The following is a 13,583-nucleotide window of genomic DNA, read 5'->3' on the forward strand; positions in this document are numbered from 1 at the left end:
CGCTAGGGACAATGGGCTTAACAGGTAAACGATTGTTTCAATACGCCATGCTATATAAGAAGCCGATTATTGGAGCTCTTGTGCTGCTGCTGTTAGCGGTAACCGCAGAGCTCGCAGGACCGTTCATTGCCAAGCGCATGATCGACCAGAACATACTTGGCATTGAGAAGACATGGTATGAGACGGCGAAGCAGGATAGCTTCGCGGTTGAGCATAATGGGAAATGGTACAAACGCGTGGATCACCTTACAGCTGGAGAGCCAAAGGGTGACAGTGTGCGTATATTGCAGTCTGGAAGAACGTTTTATTGGCTTGAAGGGCAGCTCCCCTTCGAGGATGGAAAGCGCAAGGTAGAGGGTGAGCAGATGACCTTCACGAGCAAAGCGACAGGAGAGGTGGTTGCTTTTCCTGTAACCGCATTGTCTGCAAAAGAGCTGTTCGCCTTCTACAAGCCAGAGACGCCTGGCATTATAAAGCTTGCGGCGCTTTATTGCGTGCTGCTGCTCATAGGCGGATTTTTGACTTATGGCCAAAGGCTGCTGCTGCAAACGTCAGCTAACAGCATCGTCCGCCGCATGCGTAATGATGTATTCGAGCATACGCAGCGGCTACCCGTCAATTATTACGATACACTGGCCGCAGGCCAAGTCGTATCACGGATTACGAATGACACCGAAGCGGTACGGGAGCTATATGTTTCGGTATTGGCGAACTTTTTCTCGGCCATCATTTATATGTCGGCGATTTATGTGGCATTGTTCCTGCTCGACTGGCGTCTGGCGTTGTTCGCGCTGCCGCTTGTGCCGCTGCTGCTCGTGTGGATCAAGGTATATCGCCGTTACGCGGCGTATTACAATAAGGTTATTCGAGCTAAGCTGAGCGAAATTAACGGCATGATCAATGAGGCCATTCAAGGAATGCCGATCATTCAAGCTTTCCGCCGCCAGAAAGAGATGATGGAGGAGTTTGATGAGCTGAATGATCATTATTTTAAATTTCAAAACAAGCTGCTTCATTTAAACTCCATCACCTCGCATAATATGGTTCAGGTCATCCGCAACATTATGTTTCTTGTGGTCATCTGGATGTTCTGGGGCAATTGGTTCGGCACAGTGCTGCTCGTCGGTACGCTGTATGCTTTTATAGATCTCATGAACCGGATGTTCCAGCCGATCGTCGGCGTGGTGAACCAGCTCTCCAATCTGGAGACGGCACGCGTATCGGCAGAGCGCGTCTTCAAGCTGATGGATGAAGAAGGCATTGATGTTGCAACGGGCAAAATCGAGCGCTACAAGGGCGAAGTGCAGTTCAAGGACGTCACCTTCGCCTATAAAAAAGAAGATTATGTGCTCAAGAAGATTTCCTTCGTTGCTCGTCAGGGCGAGACGGTAGCGCTTGTGGGGCATACCGGCTCTGGCAAAAGCTCGATTCTCAACCTGCTGTTCCGGTTCTATGACTTAAAACAAGGCAGCATCTTAATTGATGGCCGCGATGTACGGGAAATTCCGAAGCAGCAGCTGCGCCAGCATATGGGCATCGTGCTGCAGGACCCGTTCCTGTTCACGGGAACGATCGCGTCGAACGTCAGCCTAGGCAACCCGGAAATTAGCCGGGAGCGGGTAGAGCAGGCGCTGCGCGATGTAGGCGCCTACGAGATGTTTATGCAGTTCCCCGGCGGCATCGATGCGCCGGTTATCGAGAAGGGCAGCACGCTGTCTGCGGGACAGCGCCAGCTGATTTCTTTTGCAAGGGCGCTCGCGTATGACCCGGCGATTCTGATTTTGGATGAAGCGACTGCGAGCATCGATACGGAGACGGAAGCGATTATTCAGAAGGCGCTGGATGTGCTCAAAAAAGGGCGCACGACGTTCGTTATTGCCCATCGCCTATCGACGATTCGCCAGGCCGATCAAATTTTGGTGCTGGATCATGGCGAGATCGTTGAGCGGGGCAACCATGATCAATTGATGGAGCATAGCGGCAAATACTTCGCGATGTATCAATTGCAGCTGGGAGCGCCAGTAACGGCGTAGGGCTGAAAGCTTTATTTTCAGCAAGAGTAGGGAACAGGATCGTATAGAATGCAGGGCGGAGCTGATGAGGCTCCGTCTTTTTTTGTTGAAATATAAGAATTACTTTGCCGCCAGAGGACGGCTATAGCCGTTTACGCTTGGTTTTCTGAATAAATCCTCACGATTTTCAGGTAATATTCAGCTAGGTTTATAACTGAGCTAATAATGGATGCCTATGATAGGAAATGTAAGGCAAATTCAACTGAAAGGTGGAATACAGTCATGAAGGGTACGAAAACGATCGTCGCAAGCGCAATTGCATTATCGCTGGTGGTAGGCGGAGGTGCGCTGGCTATACCGGCCATCCATGCAGCTTCAACGGATACAAGCACGCAAAGCGCCGCGGATGGAAGCGGAGCAACGCGTGAGGCAGGCAAGCACAAGGGCGGATCTTTCGGCTTTGGACAGTGGAAAACGCAGCTTGCTGAATATTTGAAGCTTGATGAAGCGACGCTGGATACGCAGCTCAAAACGCAAACGCTTGCCGAGGTCGCCTCCGCTCAGGGCGTAGACCGCGAGACGCTGAAGGCCAAGCTGGTGGAATGGATGGATGCGGCGGCTGCTGCCCGCAAAGAAAAGCTTCAAAGTGAAGATCCAGACAAAGCGTCCGATGCGACAAAAGCAGACAAGCAGTGGGATAGCTCGGCAATAGCTGATAAAATATTAGATTCAAATGGCCAAGCTGGTCTTGGCGGTGAAGGCGGCCATCGTGGCGGTGGCAAAGGCGGATTCGGCAAAGGCGGCTTCGCAAGCGAGGAAACGGCTGCCGTTCTTGGCGTGACGGTCGATGAGCTGAAAACGGAACTGAAAGCTGGAAAATCGCTCGCTGACGTCGCAGCTGCAAAAGGCGTTGATGTGCAGAAGGTCATTGATCAGAAAGTCAGCGAAGAAACAGCTAGACTGGATCAAGCACTGGCTGATGGCAAGCTGACACAGGAGCAATATGATGCGAAAATCGCTGAGCTGACCGCGCGTGTCACCCAGTTCGTAAACGGCGAGTTCAAGAAGCCGGAAGGCGACGAAGCGGGACATCAAGGCAAGCATGGGAAGCGTGATGCGGCAGCTGATGAATCTACGGACACAGACGCAGCTGCTGATCAATCGGCTTAAGCTGATCGCATAGGGAAATCATCAGGACCAGGAAGAGCATCAGGAGCAAGGGAAAGCATACATGCAAGATAGAAGAAGCTGTGAGACGGTTATTTTAGCCGCCTCGCGGCTTTTTTTTGCATTGTGATACTAGGAGATAGAGCGAGCTGTTATAGGCCGAGCCCATGCATTTTTTTATTAATAGCCGCTTGACGCTTGCGGGCGGTTTTTGATATAGTTCTATCAGTGAACTATTTCATTATCGAATATTTTAGAGAGAAAGCATAAATGGAAAGGAGGAAGCGGGATGGTAGATCAAAAACTGTTGCTGGACATTATTGCGCGCTATGAGGCGACCTATTTTGCCGTCAATCGTCAAATAAACAGCTTGTTCCGGGAAGCGATGCCGGAGGGGCTTACGGTCGAACAATATTCGGTGCTTCGTTATTTGCGGAAGCAGGGGAAGACGAACTCTTCCGAGCTTGCGGATACATTTTGCGTAGGACGAAGCTCCATTACGGCACTTACGACACGTTTATTCGATAAACAGCTCATTGAACGGCAGCAGGACCCAAAGGACAGGCGAGTTACGTATTTAATGCTAACGCCAGCGGGCAAGCAGTTGACCGATCAATCCGAAATAAAAATTCAAGAAATGCTGGCCTTGCATATTCAGCATTTTGATGAACAGGAAGCACTGCAGTTTATTACTACCTATGAGAAGCTGGCTAAAGTTATGTCTGGCACGTACGGGATAGAAGGAGGAGAAACAGAGCAATGAAGACGGTAATCAAGCTAAGATGGGTACTCATGCTCGTATGGCTGCTTGTCACAGTCGGATTAATGGTGAGCGCGCCGAATATGGAAGCACTCGTTCGTGAAAAAGGGCAAGTAGCTGTCCCGCAAGGGTATTCTTCCACGATTGCCGAGAAAATGATCGAGGAGATTGGCGGCAAGGATGCGGGCAATGGCTCTTCGACCGTGCTTGTGTTCCATGATCCAGAGGGCTTGTCCGATGCGGACTTGGCTGCGGCCAAGCAAGGCGTGGAAAAGCTGAAGGCTGGGAAGGAACAATATCATATCACGTCGATTACGACGCATTTTGATACGGAAGAGCTTAAGAAGCAAATGCTGTCCGAGGATGGCAAGACGCTGCTTGTGCTTGTGAAGGTGGATACCTCAAGTGGCGATTTGTCCGGTATAAGAGAGGGACTATACGGCGCCGTTGCGGATGTGCCATTGACGCACTACTATACAGGCGGCTGGATTATCGGTGACGATGTCGCATCCAGCGCGCAAGAGGGCTTGAAGAAGACGGAGTTTATAACCGTTGGCTTTATTTTGATTATTTTGTTCCTCGTATTCCGTTCGGCCGTGGCGCCGATTGTACCTTTGCTGACGGTGGGCTTTACCTATTTGCTGTCCCAATCCATCGTTGCCTTTCTTGTAGAATATTTTGATTTTCCGCTTTCGAATTTTACGCAAATTTTCCTCGTTGCTGTCTTATTCGGGATCGGTACGGATTATTGCATTTTGCTGATCAGCCGCTTTAAGGAAGAACTGGCGCATCGGGGCGGAGATATTCAGGAATCGATTTTGGCAACCTATAAGACAGCGGGCAAAACGGTATTGTTTTCTGGCCTTGCGGTATTTGTCGGTTTTGCCTCTATTGGCTTTTCGACCTTCGTGCTGTACCGCTCGGCGGTTGCGGTAGCGATCGGCATTGCGATTTTGCTGATTGCGTTGTTTACGATCGTTCCGTTCTTTATGTCGGTGCTTGGCGCCAAGCTGTTCTGGCCGTCGAAAGGCTCGCTTGAGCATAAGGAGAGCGGGCTCTGGGGAGCGGTTGGCAGCTTCTCGCTGCGCAAGCCGCTTTGGGCGCTCGTTGTCGTTATCGTTCTGACGGTTCCTTTTCTAGTGGCGTACAAAGGCAATGTTTCCTTTAACTCGCTCGATGAAATTGGCGACAAATACGATTCGGTGAAAGCTTTTAACCTCATTTCGGAAAGCTTCGGGCCTGGTGAATCGCTGCCTTCGACGGTTGTGGTGAAAACAGCTGTACCGATGGATACAACGGATGGGCTGGCTACCATTGAACAAATTACCCGTGAGCTTTCGAAGGTGGAAGGCGTGGCGCTTGTTCGCAGTGCGACTCGCCCAACAGGCGAAGAGCTTGACGATCTCATGGTATCTGATCAAGTGGGCACGCTGAAGGACGGCCTCGACAAAGGCGAGGAAGGCCTTGGAAAAATAAGCAGTGGCCTTGCAGAAGCGAGCACCAAGCTGAGCGAAAATGAGCCAAAGCTTAATGAAGCAGCGGAAGGCGCAGGCAAGCTTGCTGCGGGAACGAAGGATTTGAAAAGCGGCATTGTACAGCTAGGAGATGGCTTGAAACGCATTCAGCAAGGGCTGAATGATGGCTCTGCTGGAGCAGGTGAGCTTGCTGAAGGCTTGAAGCAGGCGAAAACGAGCGCCGACCAACTGGCAGCAGCCAGCAAAGAGCTGTTGGCGAATTATGAAAAGCTGGAAGCAGGCGTAGGCCAGCTATCACAAGCCTACGGCGGCATTGCGGCTGGGCAGCAGCAGCTGGCAGGAGGGCTCGCTGATCTTCACAAAGGCATCAGCGGCTTGGGTCAGAAGTATCCTGAGCTGGCAGCCGATGCTGATTATGCGCAGGTGCTAGGCGCAGCTTCCCAGATGGAACAGACGGCGACAGTGCTCAGTGAGCAATTGACGCAAATGAATGGACAGCTGGGCGGCATTACAGATGGCCTGAAGCAGGCGAACGGGGGACTTTCCCAAGCTTCAGCTGGCCAAGGCGAGCTTGCGAAAGGCTTGGAGAAGCTGGCACAAGGCATTTCCCAGCTTCAGCAGGGTATTGCTCAGGCCGCGGCTGGCCAAGGCCAAATTGTAACGAAGGTTCCTGACATAACGAAGGGTGCTGACCAACTGGCAAGCGGGCAATCCGATTTGCAAGCAGGCTTTGCCGATTTGAACGGTCAGCTCAGCCAGCTGACGGAAGGACTTGATCAAAGCGTGGATGGCATCACGCAGGTAAGCGATGGTCTTGGGTCGGCGAAAAGCTATTTGAGCGAGCTCGGCTCCTCGCCAAACAAGCAGATGACGGGCTGGTTTATTCCAGAGGAAGCGATTGAGAAGCCGGAATTTCAGCAGGCTCTTGATGTTTATATGTCCGAAGATCGGATGAGCGCTAAATTCGATGTTATTTTTAGCGGCAACCCGTATGATATGGCGACAATGGCGAAAATCGAAGATTTGAATGCCGCAGTAGGTCGTGCGCTGCAAGGCACAGCTTATGCGCAGGCTGATTATGCGGTAGGTGGAGTGACGAGCTCCAACCATGATTTGAACAATATTTCGAATGAGGACTACTCTCGTACGATGATGCTGATGCTGGTCGGCATTACGATTATTCTGATTTTGTTGTTCCGCTCCATTGTTATGCCGCTTTATTTGATGGCATCGCTTTTGTTGACCTTCTATACGTCAATGGCGATAACAGAAGTGATTTTCGTTCGCTTGCTCGGCAACTCGGGCATCAGCTGGGCGGTTCCGTTCTTCGGTTTCGTTATGCTGGTTGCGCTGGGCATCGACTATAGCATTTTCCTAATGGACCGTTTCCGGGAATATCGCGATCTTTCGCCGACCCAGGCGATTTTGAAAGCGATGAAGAGCATGGGCGGCGTCATTATGTCGGCTGCGATTATTCTGGGTGGTACCTTTGCGGCGATGCTGCCTTCAGGTGTAATGTCCTTGCTGCAAATCGCGACACTCGTATTATGCGGATTGTTCATGTACGCGCTCATTATGCTGCCGCTGTTCATTCCAGTCATGGTGCGCATGTTTGGCAAAGCCAACTACTGGCCGTTTATGAATGAGAGCGAGCACGAGGCTCGTTATTCAACGACGAAGGATATTTCGCATCATTCCTAAGATTAAGATATGAACCATTCACTAAGCCTTCTTATCCATTGGATAAGGAGGCTTTTTGTGTATGGGCGGCAGTGAAATTGCTATTTTGGCAGATGCAGCGGGCGGCTCCTCGTTCAGAATGCGTTCAGAGGCAATTGGTATAATTAGGGCGATAATAATTGGATTTGGATAGGAAAAAGCATAAGGATAAGGAGAGGAAAGCGTGAAGAAGAAGGGATTCATAGGTTTATTGACCGCTATCATAGCAATCCATTTTATATTTGGCGGACTATATGGAACTGGAACGGTGCATGCAAGCTCCTTGGCCGGACCGCCGCTGGCGGCTATAGCCGGGCATGATTTTACGTATGGCGCTTATGTAGGGGCTCCTTATTATATTGGTATTCAGGATGGAGGCACGAAGGAGTATCATGCTTTTGTGCGATTCAACAAAACGGCGAGCGCACCTGCCGGTTACAAGGTTTACTTGCGAATTAATGTAGGCAATAACCTTGGTGGTGGAGATGAAGGTCTGGCCGTTCGTGGAACGCCTATCGCCAAAGTATGGGCATACAAGACGACGCTCCTTCCAACCAGTGTGGAGAACGCGCATACAGGCTGGCCTAGCATGAGTGATGTGCTGAATACACCCAGCAAGTACGAACTATTGGATAGTGTGATGAGTGGAATTGTCGCTGGAAAGCTGCTTTCCTTCGATGTCACGAATTATTTCAATAATGCTTCGAACGGAATGCTAACATTCTTTCTGACAGGCACAGAAAGCTTGAATGGAACCAACGTTGATCGGTATCGGTTTGATGCCGATCCGTATATTGTTTATGAACAAACCGTTGTGAATCAAGCTCCGACCGTGACAGACTATACGGAATCGGTAGATGAGGACGAATTCGTGACTGGTAACATTGCTGGCTCCGATAACGATGGCGACATGCTGACCTATTCGGTGTCGCAGCAGGCAGCGAATGGGACGGCAACGGTCGATGCGTCAACGGGGGCATGGGAATATAATCCGAATGCGAATTATCACGGTCAGGACGTATTTAAGGTGTTGGTTAGCGATGGCAAAGGGGGGACGGCGACAAGCACGGTTACGATTACCGTCAACCCGGTGAATGATCCGCCTGTTACGAGCGACGACACCGCGACAACCAATAAAAATGAGAAGACGACGGGTCAGGTGACGGCAAGCGATGTGGACGGCGATACGCTGACCTATTCCATTTCGCAGCAGGGGGATCGTGGTTCGGCAGCGGTCGATCCGGCGACCGGAGCATGGGAATATACTCCGATGGATGGTTATTATGGCCAGGACGTTTTCGAGATCGAGGTTAGTGATGGCAACGGCGGCATAGCAACGAGCACAATAAGTGTAACGATTGTGAACGTCAATGTAGCTCCGACAACGTCGGACGATACGGCCACGACCGACGAGGATACAAGTATGACTGGTCAGGTAACGGCAATGGATACGGATGGCGATATGCTGATCTATTCGGTATCGCAGCAGGCAGTGAACGGGACGGCAACGGTTGATGCGTCATCGGGGGCATGGGAGTATAGTCCGAATGCGAATTATCATGGCCAGGACGTATTCAAGATTGAGGTTAGCGATGGCAATGGTGGCATGGCAACCAGCACCATTACCGTAACTGTGACGCCGGTGAATGATCCTCCTGTTACGAGCGATGACACCGCGACGACCAATAAAAATGAGCAGACGACGGGTCAGGCCACGGCAAGCGATGTTGAGGGCGATACACTGACGTATTCCATTTCGCAGCAGGCGGCTCATGGTTCGGCAGCGGTTGATCCGGTGACTGGAGCATGGGAATATAACCCGGATGAGGGTTATCACGGTCAGGATGTATTCAAGATCGAGGTTAGCGATGGTAACGGCGGCATAGCAACGAGTACGATAAGTGTAACGGTTGTAAACATAAATGTAGCTCCGACAACGTCGGACGATACGGCCACGACTGACGAGGATACAAGTACGACTGGTCAGGTAATCGCAACGGATGCGGATGGCGACACGCTGATGTATTCGGTATCGCAGCAGGCAGCAAGCGGAACGGCAACGGTCAATCCGTCGACCGGAGCATGGGAGTATGCTCCGAATGCGGATTATTACGGCCAGGACGTATTCAAGATATTGGTTAGCGACGGCAACGGAGGTACGGCGACTAGCACCATTACCGTAACTGTGACGCCGGTGAATGATCCGCCGACAGCTGCGGATGATTCTGTAACGACTGATGAGGACACAGCGGTTACCGGACAAGTATCGGCAAACGATGTGGAGGGTGACACGCTGACTTATTCCATTTTGCAGCAGGCTACCCATGGAATCGCAACGGTTAATTCGACGAGCGGAGCGTGGGAATATACTCCGGACGCTAATTATTATGGTCAGGATGTATTTAAAATTGAAGTAAGCGATGGCAACGGAGGCACGGTGGTTAGTACGATATCGGTTACGATTACCCCGGTAAATGACGCTCCCGAATTGACGGGTATTGCCGCAACTCCATTAGAGCTATTGGATACGGATACGGAGCAACCCTTTACTGGCGTATCGATAGAGGATGCGGATCCCGATCAGACGCTAACGGTCAGCATCGCACTGGATACTGCGGCAAAAGGCGAATTTACCGCTGCCTCCCTTCAGGCATCCGGCTTCAGTCTGGTTGGCAGTCAATACGAGGCAAGCGGAACAGCCGATGATCTGACTATAGCCATTCGCCAATTGGTATTTGCGCCGAAGGCGAACCGGGTTGCTCCGGGAACGACGGAGACCGTTGTTTTAACTGTGACGGTGGATGACGGGATAGCTGCGCCAGTTGTGGACAGTCAGACTTCTTTGGTTGTGACGTCGGTGAATGACATCCCGACGGTAAGTGCGATTGCCAATCAAAGCATAAGCAGAAATACAGCTACGCAGGCTCTAAGCTTTACTATTACAGATCCTGACGCAGAGCCGAGCGATTTTACAGTAACTGCAGAATCGAGCAATACCGCTCTTGTTCCGCTCAGCGGAATTACACTAGCGGGAAGCGGGAAGCAGCGCACGGTTACCGTGGAGCCTGCTCAAGGAATGCAAGGCTCAGCTGCCATTACGATCCATGTATTGGACAGCAGTCTGGCGGAAGGCACAACGAGCTTTACGGTGACTGTGGGGAACACCAAGCCTGTTGTGACGACGATTGCTCCTCAGCAAATGGATGAGGACGATGTATTGGGCTTGACACTGTCGGGTACGGATGAGGATCAGGATGCGCTGACCTTCCTAGTCGACGATCAGGCGGAGCACGGGCAAGCGGTTATTATCAATGGCAATCAACTCACCTACACGCCGAATCAGGATTTTAACGGGGACGACAGCTTTACAATAAAGGCCTTTGACGGGGTGGATGAATCCGATCCGGTTACGGTCCAGGTGACGGTCACGCCGGTGAATGACCGGCCGGCAGCTGAGAATGCAAGCTACGATGTAGAAAGTCTGACATCTTTGACCCAAAAGCTGCATGCAACGGATGTGGATGGAGATTCATTGACCTTCCGCCTGCTCACAACCGGTACGAAGTCCTCCAGCGTGACGATTATTAACGGCGATGAGTTTGTTTATGTGCCGAGTCCTGGTCAGCTAGGGGCAGACAGCTTCACATATGTAGCTTCGGACGGACAGGAGGATTCTGATACAGCCGTTATTACAGTAAATATTACACCTTATGGAATTAGCGAATTAGGGGCGCTTTCGACCAGCACGGGCAGCCTTTCTCCTACTTTCCACAAGGATACGCTGAGCTACGAGCAAAATGTAGCTTATGCAGTTGAAGCAACGACGATTACAGCTGAAGCCTTTGATCCGCTTGCGACGGTAACGATAAACGGCCAATCGGCAGAAAATCCGGTTACAGTGCAGTTAAGTGTCGGTCTGAATGAAATTCCGGTCACGGTTATGGCGGCTGACTCAACAAAGCCGAGCCGTACTTACCTGGTGAAAGTGACCCGCGCCCAGCAAAGCTCAGGTTCAACTCCTTCAACAGGCACTTCCGTACAAACGGGGACAGTGGCAGCGGGAATCGGCATTTCAGTATATGTAGACGGAGTGAAGCAAGAGCAGACGGCTACGGTGCAGACGTTCACCAGCAATCAGCTGCGCTATGCGACAGTAACGCTCGACAACGACAAAATCATTAAAAAGCTAGAGTCCGAATCCAATCGCGAAGTCACGATTCCGTATACAGAAGCCGCAGATAGCGTGAACAGCTTATTGAATGGTCAACTGCTCAAGGTAATGACAGATAAAACGGCGACGCTTGAAATTCAAACGGCCTCAGCCTCTTATGCATTCCCGGCTTCGCTTATCCCTGTGGATGCGATTGCCAAGGAGCTAGGAGCGCAGAACAGCTTAAAGGACATTATTTTCAGCATCACAATAGCAAAATCGGCAAAATCGGAGTCTGATCAAGTATATGCTGCGGCATCCGGCCAAGGTATGGAGATTGCCGCCTCGCCGCTGGAATTCCATATTTCAGCTTCTTACAACGGAAAGCAGACGGCTGTCTCCACTTTCAGCGGCTATGTGCAAATGATGATTCCAATGCCGGAGGGCGCTGATGCGAGTCGTATTACGACAGGAGTCGTGCTGCATTCCGATGGACAGCTCTATCATGTACCAACCAATATTACGAAGCTGAACGGGAAGTATTATGCAGTGATCAACAGCCTGACGAACAGTACGTACTCCGTCATTTGGCACCCGCGGGAGATGCAGGATCTGGCGAAGCATTGGAGCCGCGATGAGGTGAACGACCTGGCCTCCCGCATGGTTGTACAAGGGACGAGCGAGACGGCCTTCTCTCCGGATGCTTCTATTACCCGCGCTGAGTTTGCGGCGATTATCGTACGTGGTTTAGGCTTGCGCCCAGCGGCTCTACAAGGGCAAAGTAAGTTTTCAGATGTACAGGCCGGAAGCTGGTATGCCGGTTATACGGAAACAGCTGCGGCTTATGGTCTTATTACCGGCTATGCTGACGGCACATTTGGCCCCCTAAAGACAATTACACGCGAGGAAGCAATTGCGATTATCGCAAGAGCTGTAGCTTATACGAAGCTGAGTGCTTCGGGATCTATGGATAAGCTGTCCGCTTTCGTGGACCAGAATGAAATCAGCAGTTGGGCGAAAGATGCTATGGCCGCTGCGGTTGAGCTTCAAATTGTGACGGGGAATTCCGGACAGCTGCATCCGCAGGACGACATTACCCGTGCGGAGGCTGCTGCACTCATTCGCAGACTTCTGCTGCAGGCTGATTTAATCAACGGGTAGTCTGCTAAACAATCGGCACAGAACAAATAATCCGAGGAGGAAATTAAAATGGCAGATTCATATTTAGGCGAAATCAGGCTGTTTGTCGGCACGTACGCGCCGCAGGATTGGGAACTATGCAACGGGCAAGTGCTGCCGATTAAGAATAATGAGGCGCTGTTCGGCCTTCTCGGGGCAACCTACGGAGGGGACGGGCAAACGACGTTCGCCCTACCGGATTATCGGGGCCGGGTTCCCATTCATATGGGGACCAGCTCAACGGGCAGCAAATTTTCTCTGAAAGATAAAGGCGGTAAGGAGACGGTTCAGTTGACGCAGGCACAGCTGCCGGCCCATACGCATATGGCGGCAGCCCATCAGTCCGCAGGCGATGAGGCGTCTCCGACAGGCCATTTTTGGGCGGCGAGCACGGTCAAGCAATATTTTGAAGGAACAGCAGCGCCTAACGCCGCGATGAACAAAACTGCTTTGTCCACGGTAGGCGGCAATCAGGCACATAACAATATGATGCCTTTCATGGCACTAACTTATATTATTTGTATGCGAGGCACCTATCCGATGAGGCAGTTTTAAGCATATAAGACAATAGCTAATCAAGAGGAGGAAGGCGTTTATGGAAGAATGGTTTCTTGGCGAAATACGTTTGTTTGCAATCGACTACGCTCCTGTAGGATGGGCCCAATGCAATGGACAAATACTTAAAGTGAGTGAGAACCAAGCTTTATTCTCGATAATTGGCAATAAATTCGGTGGGGATGGCCAAGCCACTTTCCAACTGCCAAATTTGCAGGGAAGGGCTGCCCTAAATCCAACAACAGACGAAGTATTCCCTGTATATTCGAACGGCGGAACAGAAACGCATGCCTTGACGATAAATGAAATTCCCCAGCACACGCATTCGCTGTCTGCCAGCTCAGCCACAAGTACAAAGGGCGCGGCTGCCTCCAATGTATGGAGTGAAAGCAGCGCAAAGGCCTACAGCAAGACGGCGAACGGGTACATGTCGCCTCAGGCAATCGGGATGACGGGCGCGGGACAGGCCCATTCCAATATGCAGCCCTACGTGGTCGCAAATTTTTGCATTGCAATGACAGGGACTTATCCACCGAAAAATTAATTAGAATCAGAAAGCGAGGCTT

At 51.2% G+C, this 13,583-nt stretch carries 7 protein-coding genes; all 7 read left to right on the forward strand.

Annotation, left to right across the window (positions count from 1 at the left end):
- The first annotated feature begins 11 nt into the window (after positions 1–11).
- The 7 genes from AC6B99_RS14530 (at position 12) to AC6B99_RS14560 (ending at position 13,561) form a co-directional block, all read left to right on the forward strand.
- Entirely contained in the window at positions 12–2,033 is a 2,022-nt protein-coding gene (locus AC6B99_RS14530; protein ID WP_496663595.1) for an ABC transporter ATP-binding protein, read from the forward strand.
- Between the two features lie 261 nt (positions 2,034–2,294).
- Positions 2,295–3,182, forward strand: coding sequence for a hypothetical protein (locus AC6B99_RS14535; RefSeq protein ID WP_496663596.1), 888 nt, complete (start codon positions 2,295–2,297; stop codon positions 3,180–3,182).
- Between the two features lie 286 nt (positions 3,183–3,468).
- A complete protein-coding gene (locus AC6B99_RS14540; protein ID WP_496663597.1) occupies positions 3,469–3,942 on the forward strand; it encodes a MarR family winged helix-turn-helix transcriptional regulator in 474 nt (157 codons plus the stop codon).
- Positions 3,939–7,115, forward strand: a complete 3,177-nt coding sequence (locus tag AC6B99_RS14545) for an MMPL family transporter (RefSeq protein ID WP_496663598.1) — start codon at positions 3,939–3,941, stop codon at positions 7,113–7,115. The genes AC6B99_RS14540 and AC6B99_RS14545 overlap by 4 nt, the downstream gene beginning before the upstream one ends.
- A gap of 202 nt (positions 7,116–7,317) precedes the next feature.
- Positions 7,318–12,444: an Ig-like domain-containing protein gene (locus tag AC6B99_RS14550; RefSeq protein WP_056036559.1), complete on the forward strand. Its 5,127-nt coding sequence runs from the start codon at positions 7,318–7,320 to the stop codon at positions 12,442–12,444.
- Between the two features lie 48 nt (positions 12,445–12,492).
- Positions 12,493–13,017 (forward strand): phage tail protein, encoded by a 525-nt coding sequence (locus tag AC6B99_RS14555; RefSeq protein WP_496663599.1) that lies wholly within the window; start codon positions 12,493–12,495, stop codon positions 13,015–13,017.
- Positions 13,018–13,057: 40 nt separating this feature from the next.
- Complete coding sequence (locus AC6B99_RS14560; RefSeq protein WP_494861103.1) at positions 13,058–13,561, forward strand: tail fiber protein; 504 nt, start codon at positions 13,058–13,060, stop codon at positions 13,559–13,561.
- Positions 13,562–13,583: the final 22 nt, after the last annotated feature.

The sequence above is a fragment of the Paenibacillus liaoningensis genome (assembly GCF_059609455.1).